Source organism: Pseudoalteromonas sp. MMG006 (assembly GCF_018101025.1).
Classification (GTDB): domain Bacteria; phylum Pseudomonadota; class Gammaproteobacteria; order Enterobacterales; family Alteromonadaceae; genus Pseudoalteromonas.
The window spans coordinates 59,825-75,785 of record NZ_JAGJEJ010000004.1 but is presented as its reverse complement, the minus strand read 5'-3'; the positions used below and the strand labels follow the sequence as shown (position 1 = coordinate 75,785).

The following is a 15,961-nucleotide window of genomic DNA, read 5'->3' as shown; positions in this document are numbered from 1 at the left end:
ATTTAACTTACTTTACAGTAAGATGATCCTTTTATTACAGCTGTAAAGGGGCTTTACACAGCTATTGCTTAACCCAAATAATTTGCTCTGTTGCGAAACCAAGCTCTTTAGCTTTAGTTGTAAAATGTTGTTTAAGTTCATCACTAACTGTAGGTGTGCGCGATAAAAACCATAAATAATCACGGTTGTAGCTCGTTATAAATGCATACTGGTAGTCAGGCTGGTCAAGTTCAAAAATTACGTAAGCGCCATAAAATGGGCCAAAGAACGACACTTTGAAATGGCCTGTATCAGTCCCTTCTACAAATTTAGCTAAACCCTCTGCTTCATTCCACTTTTGCTCTTTAGTGATATAGCCTTTGTTAAGTACCTTTACAGTACCGTCATCGTTTACTGTGTAGGTAGCTGTTACCTTCTCCATACCTTCTTCAAAAGAGTGATCTAGGCGAGCAATTTCGTACCACTTACCTTTGTATTGCTCAAGGTCAAAGTTTTTAACGGGGGTAATACCTTCAGGTGCACTTGTGCAGGCAGTGAGTAAAAATAACCCTGTAATAAGTAAAATAGTCGTAATCGATTTCATGAAAGCTCCTTTTTTAAAGTGATGATGTTTGTACGACCGCAAGCAAATAAAGTTTGCTAGCCGATTAAAATAAATTGCTATAGGATCAGTTAAATACTAGAGCAATTAAAAGATTAAAGCATGAAAATATGGGTAGATGCCGACGCGTGCCCCGTGGTCATAAAAGAAATTCTTTTTAGAGCAGCAGAGCGCACGCAAACACCAACCATTTTAGTGGCTAACCATGCAATGCGCATTCCGCCTTCAAAATTTATTAGCCGCGTACAGGTTTCTAGTGGGTTTGATGTTGCCGATGATGAAATAGTAAAGCGTGTAGAAAAAGGCGACTTAGTCATTACGGGCGACATTCCACTTGCCAGCGAAGTTATAGATAACGGCGGCCAAGCACTTAACCCGCGTGGCGAGCTTTACACGCCAGAAAATATTCGCTCGTTGTTAAACGTGCGCGACTTTATGGATACTATGCGCTCAAGCGGCGTTGAAATGAGTGGCGGGCCACCACCGCTTAGCCAAACTGACCGCCAAAATTTTGCAAATAACCTTGACCGCATTTTAGCGCAAAATAAGGCAAAGTAAGTGACAGAACAAGTTGTTGGTTTAGGTGAGTATGATTTTAACGTAGCCGTATACGTCGCAAAAGCACCGCCTATGCCCTACTTTGAAACCCTGCAAAGTATTGAGCCTGTAATAAACGAGCAAATAAATACCATAAACCAGCACTGTGGAAATGGTTGGCGTAAGGTGTTTAACGTATACGCTAAAGTGTTGTTTGCATTACCGAGCGAACATTACAGCTTTGCAAAACAAGCCGATAGTTGGCAAGCGTATCGCGATAAATTTTTACTGCAAAACAACAGTAAAACAGCCCTTTTATTTAGTGCGCCCATTATTAACGGTACTAATAAACACCAGCTGCATATAATTGCTGGGCGTAGGCACGCTAAAAACTTACTTCAACAAGGTAAGCTTAATGCGCAATTTAATTGGCTAGACGACGAGTTTGCAATTGATACAACGAACCACATTATTGTTTGCCCGTATTTTGATTACAGACAGTTAAGTAATATAAAAATAGCCCGTTTAAGCGCACTAGTTGCACAGTTAAAAAACACTAAAAACAGATCGTAAGGAACTACTATGGCCGGAATTTTAGAGTTAAATGAATTATTAAAATCAATGCAGCCAGAACTAAAACAAGGTGAATACATATTTTGCTGCTTAGCAGGCAACCTTGCTGACTACGTTCATTTAGACCCGCTCGCCAGCTACGTTGAAGAAGAAGGGCTAACCCTTATTTTAAAAGCTGAAACTGCCGACAAAGCCGGTATTACTTACGAGGGTAAATATAATTTAATTACCCTTAATGTGCATTCAAGCCTAGAGGCTGTAGGGTTAACTGCTGCGGTATCGGCTAAATTAACTGAGCATAATATTAGCGCCAATGTAGTGGCCGCGTTTTATCACGACCATATTTTTGTACAAACCGATAAAGCACAGGCGTCCATGAAGGCACTTGGTGAGATTAGTTAAGAGCTAATTTGATACAAAGCCGATATTGCAGTATCGGCTTTTGTTTTATTTATCGCTGCAAAAGTGCTGCGCTACAGACTCCAGTTTTACTTTATCGCCTGCAGTTACGGCTACACATTGTGTGTTTTTATCGAGTTTTTGCTTTTGAATTACAGTAAATTCACCTTCGTTGGCAGCGTATAAATTATATTGATAGGCGTCATTACCGCCTTCAAATAGTGCCGTAAATAACCCTCCTATTAAGCCGCCAATGATTGCTCCGCCTACCATTTCTTCAGTGTTACCATCTAAGCTGTCTACAAAGCCAAACCCAGCGCCTGCTGCTATGCCTGTGCCTACTTCAGATGAAAGCGTTACTGGTTGCATTGATTCTACCGATGCGTAGTAGCGCTTAACTATTTGGTTTTGATTGTTTCTATCTACCCCTTGAGATGCGCAGCCTGAGAGTAGTAATACCGCGATAAGATACTTTTTCATGTTGAACCCCTATTAATATTTAATAGGAAGATTGTAAGCATGCAAGCATAAAAAATATGTGAGGAGTTTGTTTGTAGCTGTTAGAAGTTGTAAGCATGTGTAGTGAACTACACACATTATTTTACTCAACCACCAACTTTGACACCACCCATTTATGCAGTGGATTTTTATTGTAACGTGGATGCCACGCGGCTATTACATCAAACGGGGCTGGTAGCTGTTGCAGCTCTATTTTTACCAGATCTGAACTTACCGCGCGTGAGGGTAAAAACGCAATGGAGTCGGTGGTTTCTAAGTACATAGGCACAATAGAAAAACACGGTGCCGACACAACAACATTGCGTGTTAAATCAAAGCTTTTAAACCAATCGTCAATAGAGCCTTTAAAATTTGGGCGCGAAGGCGAGGCAATAATACTTGGATAACTGGCTATTTTCGCTAAGGTCGGTTTTGTCCCTGCTATTGATGAGTTAGCGGAGGTAACGCAAATATGTTGCTCTTCAAATAACTTAATAATGGGGTAAGTACTTGGGATGTAGTCGGGGAAGGCAATGGCTAAATCAACTTTACCGTTTTCCATTAAATCGTGCAGGCTGTCGAGTTCAAAGTCTCTTATTATTAGTTTTAAATTAGGCGCGTGATCTCTTAGCTCTTTTACAAGCGCTGGCAAAACAACTTGCTGTGCGTAGTCGGTAGCGGCTATTACAAAGGCACCATCAACCGTTTTTGGGTCAAATATTTTAGGTGCTAATAATGCCTGAAAGTCGTTTAATAGTTTGTCTATGTCTACCGATAACTCCTCTGCATAAGGCGTTGGCACAAAGCCGTTGGTTTTTCTTAAAAACAGTTGGTCGTTAAATACATCACGTAGCTTTTTTAGTTGCTCACTCACTGCTTGCTGGGTTAAGCCCAATTTACCGGCCGCTTTTGATGCGTTTTTTTCGCGAATGAGCGCTTGAAAAATACGTAGCTGTTTTATATCTAGCCTGTCTAACTTACTCATACCAATGCCTTTGTTGTTTAAGCATGATTAACGTATCACATTACCATTTATTTTTGTATCACTTACAAATAATGGTTGTTTCTAATTGTTGAGCTACCGCCTTACTATGCTCCTACACACTAAATTGAATGATTGGAGCAAACAATGAAAACAGTAATTTTAATAGGCGCACTGGGCAAAATGGGTCAAGCGGCATTAACCGGTTTATCTAAGCATAAAGTAATTACAGCGGGTCGCTCGGGCGAGGTAGATCATATTGTTGATATTACGAGTGAAGCGTCAATTACCGCTTTGTACGAAAAAGTAGGCCACTTTGATGCAGTAGTAAACACAGTAGGTTTATGCGAATACGACACCTTTGCTGATATGAGCGAAGCCCAATGGATGACGACCGTTATGAGCAAAATGATGGGGCAAATTAACCTTGTACGTATTGGTCAAAAGTACATTGCCGATGGCGGCTCTTTTACGCTGATTAGCGGTATTTTAAACGTTAAACCTATCCCTTTTGCGATTGCCGATGCAACAACAAGCGGCGCAATAGATACGTTTGCAAAATGCGTATCACTAGAAATGCCGCGTGGCACGCGTATTAATGTGGTTAACCCTACTGTGCTTGAAGAAGCATGGGACGTATATGGCGAAATGATGCCAGGTTTTCAACCTGTACCAAGCAAGCTTGTAGGTAAAGCGTTTGAGCGTTCAGTTGATGGCTTTATTACTGGCGAAGTTATTTTTGTAGATGCATAACTACCCGCCAGATTGGTGAGAGAAACTAGCAAACTAACAAGCGCTTTGCATTAACAGTAACTGCAAAGCGCTTAAACACAGATTTTAACAGGTGATGAAATGAAAAAATTAATACCCGTATTTGCGATATTACTGGCCGCAGGCTGTGCCAATATAGCGCCAAGCTCGCAATATGTTAGCGAGCCAGGAGCCAATTCTAGTAAAGAATGTAAAACTATACCGCGCCATAAACATACGGTTAAATGGTGCAGGCCGCATCCTTCAAGATAAGTTAAACAACGTACCCGCTAAAACCAAGCGCTTTAAAATAAAGCTTAGGAACGCCGTATTTACACTCGTTAAGTAACTCGCTAAAGCGCATTCTATCAAGTGGGTAAAATTCACTTTCTAAGTTTTGAGCTGTGTAGGCTTGCCCTGCATCGCTTAAGCCTAAATCGGCACACACAGTAATTTGTGCTTCGCGCTCAAAGTCGGTTTCGGGTTTCATTAAATCGCTAATATATAAGTGTGCGCCTTTATTTAAATTAGCTTTAATGTTTTTAAGTAGCTGCTTTTTACTGCCGTCGTCTTCTAAAAAATGCATTACGAGTAGGCATAGTGCGGCGTCGGCCTTTGTTGAAAGTTTATTTAGCTCGCCTTCAATAACGTTAACGCGCTCTGCTATGCCGTGCTCTTCAAACTCTTGTTTAGCAATGGCGAGCATATCACTTGAAGTATCTTGCGCAGTAAATTGCCAGGTAGGGTTTAAAGCAGCCAGGGCGATTACTTCTTTGCCTGTACCCGCGCCTACTACTAAAATATGCGCATTATCGTTAAGAGTTGCTTTAAGTTGTGCATTGGTAAGTTGGTGTAATAGCTCATAACCAGGCACTAAACGTGTTATGCGGCTATTGTATTGAGTTGCTTGCTCGTCTTTAAATGTTGGCATTTTTAACTCCTTTAATCAGCTTATAAAACTTCAACAGTGGAGTATCCACCACTTTGTTTACTTACATGTACTTGCGTGGCTACACGTTCGCTCATTTCGCTCACATGCGATATAACGCCTACTTTGCGGCCTTGTGCTTGTAATGAATCGAGCGCGTCCATAGCAACGCTGAGTGTTTCGCTATCTAACGTACCAAACCCTTCGTCAATAAACAAAGAGTTGATTTGTACTTTGTTTGACGAAAGCGATGCAAGGCCTAATGCCAGTGCCAGTGATACTAAAAATGATTCACCCCCAGAGAGCGTATTAACCGAGCGTTGTTCGTCGGCCATGTCGCGGTCAATTATGGCAATATCGAGCGATTGCGCAATGGCTGTGAGCTCGTAGCGCTTATTAAGGATTTTTAAATGGCTGTTAGCATAATGCAGTAATATTTTTAGCGTTTGTGTTTGCGCTAAATTACGCATGGTTTTACCGGTTGCATCGCCTAATACTTTATTTAATAAATGCCACTGCTCTACCTGTTTTTTAAGGGTAGCGAGCTGCGTTTGCTTACCTTCAAGCGCTTTGGCATTTTGGTTATGCTGCTCTATGGCGGTATTAATGGTAAGTAAACTATTTTGCTGATCAGTTTGCTTTGTATTTAATGCCGCTAATTGCTCGCTAAGTTCAGTGTGGTTTTGTGATGGCTTGTTAGTATTTTGGTGATCTGTATTCGCACTTTGTTGCTGTTTAAGCGCAGCATTTGCATCAGTAAGTGCTGCTGAAAGCTGCTCAAACTGGGTTAAATGGGCTTTAATTTGCTCACTACTTAACGTTAGTAAAATTGTGATCTGCTCATGCGTTGCCTCACTGTACTGGGCTTTAAAGTCACTAAACCATTTGTTATAACGCCCATCAAGATTTACAAGTTCAGCGTTTTGCTCGGCTAAGCGAAGCTCTGCGTTTTTAAGCTCAATTGCATGCTCGTCTCGTTTTTTAACAGCGCTATCGTAAGCTTGCTGGCTTGCGTTTAACTTTGTTTGGCATTGCTCAAGCTGGGCATTAATTTTTGCTTGATAGTCGTTTGCGCTTATTTGCTCGTTATTAAATAACGCAAGGCGCTCACTTTGTGTTGTATTTTGTAGCTGCTGAGCACTGTTTAAATCATCTCTTAGTGTTTTAAGTGCACTCTCGCTTTTGGTAATTAGCGGCGTAAGTTGCTGCAATTGCTGATTAGCAGTGTCTATTTGTTTTTGGCTTTGCTCAAGTTGCGCATATGTTTGTTGATATTGTTCAACCTGCTGGCTTAAATCACTTAAGTTAAGTGAGCCTGCTTGCAGCAGCTGCCAAAACTCGCTGTGTTTAAATTGTGCATTAAGCACTGTAGTGAGCTCATTAATTTGCGACGTTAGCTCAGTGTGTTTTGTATTTACTTGGTTTAGTTTATTGGTTAATTCACTATTTAAATTATGTAATTGCTGCTGTGTTTGCTGCTCTGCTTTTAGTGAGTTTTGTTGTTGGTTTACTTTTTCTTGCAGGGCATTTTGCTGTTTTTGCGATTCAAAATACTGCGCTTTTTGCCCGGTAAGCTGTTTATAGGTTTCTTCTAGCTGCTCGGGTGTAAGGGCATTTAGATGAGTACGCGCAGCTTCCATGGTGGTTTTTATTTCATTTCGTTTAGCACTAAGCGTTTGAATTGTTTGGCCGTGCTGAGCGTGTTCGGTAACGAGTACGGCATGCTGTGTTTGATGCGTGTGTAACTGCGTTTGGGCACTATCAAACTGCTTTTTAGCATTGGTATAGCTGGCTTCAAAATCGGCTATTAAGTTGTTTAATTGCGGGTTTTGATTAGTAGCATAGGGGTGCTCGGTTGCACCGCACACTACGCAGGGCTCGTTAGGGTTAAGCTGTGCGCGCAAATGCTCTACGTTTTCGCTGGCACGCAGGTGAGCTTGGTTTAGCGAGTATTCGTTATGTTTTAGTGCTTGTTCGCACGTTGTGAGGTTTTGTAAAAGCGACTGCTGCTGTTGCTCACTTTGGCTAAGTTTAGCTGCAATGTTATTTTGCGCTTGCGTACTTTGCTTAAGCTCTTGGGTAAATTGTGTGTAGCGTATTCGTTGCTCTTTTAAATAATCAATATTTTTAAGCTCGCTGTCGCATTGCTCAATATTAAATTGGCGTTGTTGCTCGTTCAGCTCGTTTAGGTTTTTTTGATCATGGCTTAGTTGCTGCTCTTGCTGCTCTACCTTTTTATTTTGCGCTGTTAAAAGCTCAGCCTGTTTGGTTTGCTCTGCTAGTAACTGCTGGTTTTGAGTTGCTGTTGCATTTAGCTGCTCATTAGCAGATAGATACTGATTAAAGCTATGTTGGTAGTAGTTCCAATCATTGGCTAGCGGTTTAAGCTGCGTATGCTCAGCAAGCCATTGCTGATGCTGCGTATTTAGTTTAGTTGCCTCATCAAGCGCAGTTTGGCTTTGCTTATGTTGAGTTTGTAAATCCGTTAATTGCTTTTGCTCTTTGTCGCTTTGCTGAGTAAGGCTAGTAATGCTTTGTGCGTGTATAGCAAGCTGGCTGTCGAGCTCGCGGGCTTTTGCAATAATTGGCTCAGCAGATTGCTTTTGCTCTTGCGCTGTTTTTAATTCGCTTTGCTTTATTTTAAGTGTTGCGGCCTGCTCCTCAATAAGCGCTGCATGGTCAATACTTTTTAAGTTACTTATTTGTGTATTAAGGTCTTTATTTTGCGCCGTTAAATACTCATGTCGCTTTCGGTTATCTTTTATTTCAAGCGCGCTTTGTGCTTGTTTTGCTTGCTCACTTTGCTGTGCAATTGCTTCAAGCTCGCTATTAGCATGCTGCTGATTTTTTGTGGCTTCTCCAAGAGCTTGCTCAAGTGTACTGGCTTGCTTATACCAGTTTAGACTTTGCTCTGTGCTTATTAGTGCTTTTTTAGTGTGTTCTATTTGCTGTTTTAGCTCATTAAGCGTGGTGTGTTTTACTGCTAATTCATCTTCACTTAATAAGGTATAGCTTGCGAGGCTTGCTTGAAGTAAATCAAATTTATCTTTTAGTTCTTTGTTGCGCTCAAATATACGTTTTCCAATCAGGCTAAATTTATCTGTGCCTGTTAAGCACTCTAATAATTGCGCGCGTTCATCACCAGTGGCTTTTAAAAAGGCAGCAAACTCATGCTGCGCTAATAATACCGCACGGGAGAATTGCTCAAAGCTTAGCCCTATTTTGGTTTCTATTTCTTTTATGGTTTGGCTTTTGTCGGCTATGAGGGTTTCATCGGGCAAGGTAACTAACGTGTGCTCAGCGACTTTTAATTTACCCGTTACTTTTTTATGAGTGCGCTGAATTGAATAACGGGCGCGGTAAAGTTGTTTGTCTTGCCCTATAAAATCGACCTCAGCGAAGCCTTCCCACTTTCCTCGGCGTAATAAGTTACGCGCATCGTTTAATTTTATGCTGTCGCCATTAAAATCAATTAGGTTGCCTTTATCGCCTTTTAGGCGAGCCGTTTTTGTGTAAAGTGCTAAACAAATGGCATCTAAAAAGGTACTTTTACCCGCGCCGGTGTCGCCGGTTATAGCAAACAAGCCCGCATCTTTTAGTGGGGCTTGGGTAAAGTCGATTTCGGCGTCAACTATAGATGCTAAATTATGTATGCGTACTGCGGTAATTTTCATAGTTGTTCTTGCTCCGTCAGCTCACTTATTACATCGTTTAAAAGCGCTTTTAGTTCATCGGGTACACTTTGCCCAGCCATATCTTTATCATTTGCGAATGCTTGCTCTAATAAATTTTGTGGATTTAGCATTTCAACTTCACTTAAATCTTCAAATACAGATTCGTTGTCGTCTGTTGCTGATTTTTCACGTACTCGTTCAATACCGCAAAATTTTATATTTTTGCCTTCAAGTGCTTGTTCTATTTGTTCTCTGAATGTGGTGTCGGTATCGCTCGATTTAAGTTTTACGCGTAAATAAGGTGCTACTGTATTTTGCGCTGTATCGAGGGTTTTAATTTGTTCGCACAGTTCATTTAATGGTACACACTCCCCTTTAGGTAATACAATAACGTCGGCTGCTCGTGGAATGTAAAGGGGGTTTACAGTTGTGCTAATGTCATGTTTTTCATCGGTTTTAAATTCGATAACATTAACTTGGTGAGTGTAATTACGCTCTGAAAACGACATAGGAATAGGCGTGCCGCTGTAGCGAATAGCGTCATTTTTAGCAACTTGTTGCGCTTTGTGTAAATGGCCCAGAGCTACATAGTTGGCTTTTCTGCCAAATACATTGGCTGAAATAGACTCTTCCCCACCTATCACTAAGTTACGCTCTGAATCACTTGATATGTCGCCGCCTTTAGCATGTAAATGGCCCATTACTATTAACGGTGAATTTTGTTCATTAACCTTATAAGCATGATCTAAGGCAAGTTCATATGCTTTTGCAACGCCTTGTGCGTAGCTAGGGCCGTTTTTTGTTTGGCTTAGGGAACTAATATCACTTGAACGTAAAAACGGCATAGCAACGATTACAGCGCGTTTATTATTAGTGTTTATTTCTATAATAATATCGTTAGGCGTTGATACATCAAAACGCCCTACTACATGGGTATCAAATTGAGCCAGTAAAGGCTGAGCCGCTAATATACGATTAGCAGAGTCATGGTTGCCCGCAATAATTACCACATGTAATTGTGGGCACTGCTTTTTAACATCTTTTATAAACTGATAAAGTTGGTTTTCGGCGCTGGCGCTAGGTGTTGCCGTATGGTAAATGTCACCTGCAACTAATAATAAATCTATTTGTTGCTCAACAAGTGTGGCAAGTAACCAGGTAAAAAATGCTTGATGCTCTAAACGGCGGTCGTGTTCGTAGAATTGTTGGCCAAGGTGCCAATCTGAGGTGTGGAGAACTTTCATGTCGCGCTCTTAATAAAACCGTAAGAGCGCCAATATACCCAAGGCAGTTAAAGATGCAAGCCTCGGGTGTGCTTTAGCTTTAGGTTAAGTTATACCACGCTGCAAAAATAACCGGTAAAGCCAAAAGTGCCATTAATAATGGTAATTTTAGCGTTTTAGTTTGCTTTGCTTGTAATGCTTTAAGTGCGTTCGTTTCGTTACAGGCCGCTACTTTATCAATATAAAAATAACCTGAATCGAGATACTGCTTGCAGTTGTTCTCACTTGCTGGGATTGCAATTAGTTCTTGTTGTTTTTTTAGGATGTAAAAATCCATAAGCCCACCGCATTTCTTACTAGTAATCGATACAAATTTGAGGATAAACGTGACGAATTTATTTGCCTCAAATAAAAAGGTGGGCGATTTTAAATATAAACAGCAACAAAGATCAACCTAAAATTACACAATTTTTAATTTATCGTATAAATAGTTAAAATTAGCGAAAACACCGCAATATTTGCGCCAATTATTAACCATATTTTACTGTGTTTATGTTCAGTAGGTAGGCGTTTTAGCGCATCTTCTTTATCATACGCTGACACAACATCTACATAAGAATATTGGTCAGCTTCGTAGCGTTCAAGTAATGTTTTTTCAGCAGGAATTGCCTCGAGCTGATGATCTTTTTTTACGATGTAAAATTTCATACTGTGCTCCTTTAACTTTTTACTTAATTTAACTTTAAGCTATTTCTATGAATTAGACCTGAAGCACAGAAAATGTGCACAATTATGTGTTTTTGATTCCCTATATAACTGCCTTTTGTAAACCCCCTTTACACTTTAAAGTTCGTAGTATTTTGTTACAAAATCACTTTATTTTTTTATACAAAAAACTAAGCGAATATCACCCCAAAAATACGGCACTTGGTCGCTAATTTATTGAAGCGTGTAGGTATATTTGTCAAAGTACAATCACAAAATTATTTTAGGACTAACAATGAAAAAAATAAGTCTTACGCTTAGTGCTTTTGTATTGCCCCTAGCAATATCTAGCGCAGCTATGGCGTCATCTGTTGAGCAAACAAAAGGCTCTTACGTAGATAAGTTTCGTCAATTAGATGAAGCCCTTCCAACACCTAATGTTTACCGTAGTGCAGCGGGTGAACCGGGTGAGAATTACTGGCAGCAACGTGTTAATTACGACATTGATGTAAAGCTTGACGAAAAAAAGCGCCGTATTACGGGTAGCCAAAGCATTGAATATAAAAATAACTCGCCACATACGTTAAAATATTTATGGTTACAGTTAGATCAAAATATATTTAAAAGCGACTCTATTGCTGAAACAACTAAAACCTTTAAAAGCACACTTAATAGTTTACCGGCACAAAAACCAGCTAAGTTAAGTTTAGGTGAGCTTCGTCGTCAGCAGTTTATGAGCGACAACGAACTAGGCTATACAATTAGCGGCGTTAAAGATGATGATGGTAAAGAGTTACGTGTAACGGTTGTTGATACGTTAATGCGTATTGATTTAAACGAGCCATTAAAGCCAGGCAAAGAAGCTGAGTTTAGTATGAACTTTGCTTTTAACATTGTAGAAGAGGATGCTGTTGGGGCTCGTTCTGGTTACGAGCACTTTGAAGAAGATGGCAACGATATATTTTTACTTGCTCAGTGGTTTCCGCGTTTAGCTGCTTATACAGATTATGAAGCATGGACTAACAAGCCATTTTTAGGCTCTGGTGAGTTTACGCTTGAATTTGGTGACTACGATGTAGAAATTACCGTTCCTGCGGATCACATTGTATCGGCAACGGGTAAGCTTGATAACGCAAGTCAAGTACTTACACGTACTCAGCGTAACCGCTTAGAAAAAGCAGAAACGTCAAAACGCCCTGTGTTTATCGTTACTGAAGAAGAAGCGTTAGAGAACGAAAAAGAAGGTACCGACAAAACTAAAACGTGGCACTTCAAAGCCGAAAATGTACGTGACTTTGCTTGGGCGTCTTCTCGTAAGTTTATGTGGGATGCAAAAGGGTATCAGCAAGGTGGCGATGTTCAGCCGCTTGTAATGGCTATGTCGTTCTTCCCTAAAGAAGGTGGCGACTTATGGAAAAAATACTCAACGGAAGCTGTAGTACACACGATGGAAGTGTACTCTAAGTACTCTTTTGATTACCCATACCCGGTAGCACAGTCTGTAAATGGCCCAGTGGGTGGTATGGAATACCCAATGATCACCTTTAATGGCCCACGCACCAAGCTACAAGACGATGGAACGCGTACTTATTCTCAGGCTGAAAAACGCTTCCTACTTGGCGTAGTTATTCATGAAGTTGGCCATATTTACTTCCCAATGATTGTTAACTCAGATGAACGCCAATGGACGTGGATGGATGAAGGCTTAAATAGCTTTTTAGATGGCGTTGCTGGTCGTGAATGGGATCCTACGATTCCTTGGGGTGTTGAGCCTCGTGACATAGTAAGCTACATGAAATCTCAAAACCAAGTGCCAATAATGACTCAGTCTGACAGCGTGCTTCGTTTAGGTCCTAACGCTTATACTAAACCTGCTGCAGCGCTTAATATATTACGCGAAGTTATTTTAGGTCGTGATTTATTTGATTTTGCATTTAAAGAGTACGCTCAACGCTGGAAATACAAGCGCCCTACTCCTGCAGATTTTTTCCGTACAATGGAAGAAGCCTCTGGTGTTGATTTAGATTGGTTTTGGCGTGGTTGGTTTTACACCACAGACCATGTAGATATTTCGTTAGATAAAGTGTACAAACTGCGTTTAGACACTAAAAATCCTGATATTGATTACGGGCGTTTACGCGATATTGAAGCTGAGAAGCCTACATCGTTATTTGTTGAGCGTAACCGCGCAGAAGGCAAAAAAACGTGGGTAGAGAAAAACACTGACGTTACCGACTTCTACGATGAAAACGATCGCTTTACTGTTACCAATAAAGAGCGTAACTCGTACAACAAGTTCTTAAAAGGCTTAGAGCCGTGGGAGCGTAAAACGTTAGACCGCGCGCTTGAAGAAGATAAAAATTATTACGTTATGGAATTTTCAAACCTAGGTGGTTTGGTAATGCCTATTTTATTAGAGCTAACTTATGAAGATGGCACTACCGAAGAGCGTTATATTCCTGCTGAAATTTGGCGTCGTAATTACAAAAATGTTCAAAAGTTAATAGTTACAGATAAAAACAAACCACTTGTTTCGGTAACTGTTGATCCGCGCTGGGAAACTGCAGATGTGGATGTTGAGAACAATAACTACCCTCGCCGTATTATTCCTTCTCGTATAGAAGTGTACAAAAAGGAAAAGAGCAAAGCTAAGGTTAGCCGCGATATCATGCAAGATATTAAAACTGAGCTTAAAACGGACGATAAAAAAGACGAAAAGGATGACGGTGAGGAGCAACAGTAATGCGCTTTTTGCTTGTTATTGTTTGCCTTTTAGTTGCTGCGCCAAGTATGGCGCATCAACTTAAGTCATCAGTTACTACTGTGCTTTTTAATAAACGTACGAGTAATATTGAGCTTATGCATCGCTTTTACTTACATGACACCGAACACGCTGTAGGTAAACTATTTGAAGGCAAGGTCGATATTATTAGTAATAAAATTGATCAGCAGCGTTTTGCAAAATATGTTGAATCGCACGTAGCTTTAAAAACGCTTAGTGGTGAGACTTTAAAACTTAACTCTGTTGGAGCACAAGTAGATGGTAAGTTTTTTTGGGTATACCAAGAAGCTGCTATTCCTAAAGGGATTGAAGGTATAAAAATGAGTAATGGCGCACTACGTGACTTATGGCCATCTCAAGTAAATATGGTAAACGTTGAAGGTAAAGGTAAGATTAAAACTCTAAACTTTAGCCAAGACGATACCTGGCTCGAAGCTCGCTTTGAGCAAAACTAGTATCTAACTTCCCCAACCGACGCGCACAATAATTAATGTGCGCGTTTTCTTTATAAATTTAAACTACGTTCAGTTTTGATCTGCTATAAGTAAATTTACGTAAAATTTGGTAGTTCAGTTTGTATATTTACCTTTTATTGCGCATGCTACACTTAGAAATTATATTTACTGTGTTATCAATAGATTGATAGCTGTGTAAATAAATAATTTAAATATGGTTTCATTTATTCTTTTATTCAAAAGTATAAGCAGTAGAGATTTTTATGTTTAAATTTCATTTAGTATCGACTAAATTCAGGGAATGATATGACTACTCAGGTAGAGGCTATCCGTGGTGTAATTTTTGATTTAGATGGAACGCTAGTTTCGTCAGAATTAGATTTTTCGCTTATAAAAGCACAAATTGGCTGTCCTTGTGAGCAAGACTTACTTGATTACATTGCGCAGTTACCGTCTCCTTATATGCGTGAGGAGGCAATGAATATAGTCCATCAGCATGAGTTGATTGACGCTCAGAGCGCGAGTATTTTACCAGGCGTTGCTGATGCAGTTAATGCTTTGAAAGCCAAAGAAATTCCGATGGCTATTGTAACGCGCAATTTTGACAAAGCCGCTGCAATTAAGCTTCAAAATAATCCACTTCCTATTGAAACAGTATTAACCCGTAGTGACGCGCCAGCAAAGCCCGATCCGAGTGCATTAAATGCAATTTCTATTCTTTGGAATATAAGCCCTAGCAATTTATTGTATGTAGGGGATTTTCTTTACGATATTCAAGCAGCTCATAATGCTAATATGCGCGCGTGTTTATATGCTCCAGATACAACTCCAGCATACGCCGACCAAGCCGATTATGTTTTACATGATTTTATAGAATTAGTGACCTTAGTTGATAGTTACTCTCAAAAAGTAGAGTTATGTTAAATAGCGCGCGGTTTTAATTATTCAAGAATTAGAGCTGTATTATTTAAATTTGTTAACTAGCCCAATACGGATGAAATTGGTAAAATATTGCAAAAGCTAACGTATTCATTAGAGGCATAAAATGGGCAGAGCATTTGTAGTTCGTCAAAGTTCTATGATCAAAACAGCCAACGCAAAAACAAAAATAAACTCAAAGTACGGTAAAGAGATTTACGTTGCAGCAAAAAATGGCGAACCCGATCCTGAAGTTAATCAAACACTACGTCGCTTAATCGAAAAAGCTAAAAAAGATCAAGTTCCAGCTCACGTTATTGAAAAAGCAATTGAAAAAGCTGCTGGCGGGGCAGGCGAAGATTACGCTGTTGCACGCTATGAGGGTTACGGACCAGGAAATTGCATGGTGATAGTTGATTGTTTGACTGATAACCCAAACCGTACAATAAAAGATGTACGCTTGCCGTTTACTAAAACTGACTCAAAAATTGGTACACCTGGCTGTGTTGCACACATGTTTGATCATTATGCAGTACTTGGTTTTGCTGGTGATGACGATGAAGTTGTACTTGAAGCACTCATGATGGCTGATGTAGATGTAAGCGATGTTGAGTGCGAGAATGGTAAAGTATCTGTTTTTGCACCGCCAACAGAATACTTTAAAGCTAAAACAGCCCTTGAAGAGGCATTTGAAGGCATTAACTTTAAAGTTGATGAAATCACATTTATCCCTCAAGTTAATATTGAAATTGAAGACGAAGAAGTGATTGCTAACTTTGATAAGTTTATAAATATGCTTGAAGATTGTGACGATGTACAAAATATTTATCACAATGCTATTGTAAAAAATTAGAGTAAATTCTTTAAAAATACTAAAAAAGCGCGTTTTGTGTAAGCAAAACGCGCTTTTTTACGTTTGAATAAATGTTAGATATT

General features: G+C 39.9%; 17 protein-coding genes. 9 read left to right on the top strand and 8 right to left on the bottom strand.

Features of this window, described 5'->3' with window-relative positions; translation table 11 throughout:
• Positions 1–61 precede the first annotated feature (61 nt).
• On the bottom strand, positions 62–583 hold the full coding sequence (locus J8L73_RS06070; RefSeq protein ID WP_211015433.1) for a lipocalin family protein: 522 nt from the start codon (positions 581–583) through the stop codon (positions 62–64).
• A 120-nt stretch (positions 584–703) separates the two neighbouring features.
• On the opposite strand from J8L73_RS06070, the gene J8L73_RS06065 reads away from it, so the two are divergent.
• The 3 genes from J8L73_RS06065 to J8L73_RS06055 are packed head-to-tail and all read left to right on the top strand — an operon-like array spanning position 704 to position 2,113.
• A complete protein-coding gene (locus tag J8L73_RS06065) occupies positions 704–1,159 on the top strand; it encodes a YaiI/YqxD family protein (protein WP_058405404.1) in 456 nt (151 codons plus the stop codon).
• Positions 1,160–1,711 (top strand): hypothetical protein, encoded by a 552-nt coding sequence (locus J8L73_RS06060; RefSeq protein ID WP_211015432.1) that lies wholly within the window; start codon positions 1,160–1,162, stop codon positions 1,709–1,711.
• A 9-nt stretch (positions 1,712–1,720) separates the two neighbouring features.
• Positions 1,721–2,113, top strand: coding sequence for an ACT domain-containing protein (locus J8L73_RS06055; RefSeq protein WP_211015429.1), 393 nt, complete (start codon positions 1,721–1,723; stop codon positions 2,111–2,113).
• A 45-nt stretch (positions 2,114–2,158) separates the two neighbouring features.
• Here the strand turns inward: J8L73_RS06055 and J8L73_RS06050 are convergent, their stop codons facing one another.
• Both J8L73_RS06050 and J8L73_RS06045 read right to left on the bottom strand, forming a co-directional pair.
• On the bottom strand, positions 2,159–2,590 hold the full coding sequence (locus J8L73_RS06050) for a hypothetical protein (protein WP_138682750.1): 432 nt from the start codon (positions 2,588–2,590) through the stop codon (positions 2,159–2,161).
• 121 nt (positions 2,591–2,711) lie between these two features.
• On the bottom strand, positions 2,712–3,593 hold the full coding sequence (locus tag J8L73_RS06045) for a LysR family transcriptional regulator (RefSeq protein ID WP_211015428.1): 882 nt from the start codon (positions 3,591–3,593) through the stop codon (positions 2,712–2,714).
• A 144-nt stretch (positions 3,594–3,737) separates the two neighbouring features.
• On the opposite strand from J8L73_RS06045, the gene J8L73_RS06040 reads away from it, so the two are divergent.
• Both J8L73_RS06040 and J8L73_RS06035 read left to right on the top strand, forming a co-directional pair.
• Positions 3,738–4,343 (top strand): short chain dehydrogenase, encoded by a 606-nt coding sequence (locus J8L73_RS06040; protein ID WP_211015426.1) that lies wholly within the window; start codon positions 3,738–3,740, stop codon positions 4,341–4,343.
• A 99-nt stretch (positions 4,344–4,442) separates the two neighbouring features.
• Entirely contained in the window at positions 4,443–4,613 is a 171-nt protein-coding gene (locus J8L73_RS06035) for a hypothetical protein (protein ID WP_211015424.1), read from the top strand.
• A 1-nt stretch (position 4,614) separates the two neighbouring features.
• Here the strand turns inward: J8L73_RS06035 and J8L73_RS06030 are convergent, their stop codons facing one another.
• The 5 genes from J8L73_RS06030 to J8L73_RS06010 form a co-directional block, all read right to left on the bottom strand.
• Positions 4,615–5,271, bottom strand: coding sequence for a class I SAM-dependent methyltransferase (locus J8L73_RS06030; protein WP_211015422.1), 657 nt, complete (start codon positions 5,269–5,271; stop codon positions 4,615–4,617).
• A 20-nt stretch (positions 5,272–5,291) separates the two neighbouring features.
• Positions 5,292–8,942: an AAA family ATPase gene (locus J8L73_RS06025; RefSeq protein WP_211015420.1), complete on the bottom strand. Its 3,651-nt coding sequence runs from the start codon at positions 8,940–8,942 to the stop codon at positions 5,292–5,294.
• Entirely contained in the window at positions 8,939–10,186 is a 1,248-nt protein-coding gene (locus J8L73_RS06020; protein WP_211001071.1) for an exonuclease SbcCD subunit D C-terminal domain-containing protein, read from the bottom strand. The genes J8L73_RS06025 and J8L73_RS06020 overlap by 4 nt, the downstream gene beginning before the upstream one ends.
• 79 nt (positions 10,187–10,265) lie before the next feature.
• Positions 10,266–10,502, bottom strand: coding sequence for a hypothetical protein (locus J8L73_RS06015; RefSeq protein WP_058550433.1), 237 nt, complete (start codon positions 10,500–10,502; stop codon positions 10,266–10,268).
• A gap of 134 nt (positions 10,503–10,636) precedes the next feature.
• On the bottom strand, positions 10,637–10,873 hold the full coding sequence (locus J8L73_RS06010) for a hypothetical protein (RefSeq protein WP_211001070.1): 237 nt from the start codon (positions 10,871–10,873) through the stop codon (positions 10,637–10,639).
• A 292-nt stretch (positions 10,874–11,165) separates the two neighbouring features.
• Here J8L73_RS06010 and J8L73_RS06005 point away from each other — a divergent pair, with 292 nt between their 5' ends.
• From J8L73_RS06005 to J8L73_RS05990, 4 genes are all read left to right on the top strand, one after another.
• Positions 11,166–13,613: a M1 family metallopeptidase gene (locus J8L73_RS06005; RefSeq protein WP_211001069.1), complete on the top strand. Its 2,448-nt coding sequence runs from the start codon at positions 11,166–11,168 to the stop codon at positions 13,611–13,613.
• A complete protein-coding gene (locus tag J8L73_RS06000; RefSeq protein WP_211001068.1) occupies positions 13,613–14,107 on the top strand; it encodes a DUF6702 family protein in 495 nt (164 codons plus the stop codon). Before J8L73_RS06005 ends, J8L73_RS06000 begins: the two co-directional genes overlap by 1 nt.
• 306 nt (positions 14,108–14,413) lie before the next feature.
• Positions 14,414–15,031, top strand: coding sequence for an HAD family phosphatase (locus J8L73_RS05995; RefSeq protein ID WP_211015418.1), 618 nt, complete (start codon positions 14,414–14,416; stop codon positions 15,029–15,031).
• A 121-nt stretch (positions 15,032–15,152) separates the two neighbouring features.
• Positions 15,153–15,878: a YebC/PmpR family DNA-binding transcriptional regulator gene (locus J8L73_RS05990; RefSeq protein ID WP_211015416.1), complete on the top strand. Its 726-nt coding sequence runs from the start codon at positions 15,153–15,155 to the stop codon at positions 15,876–15,878.
• Positions 15,879–15,961 lie beyond the last annotated feature (83 nt).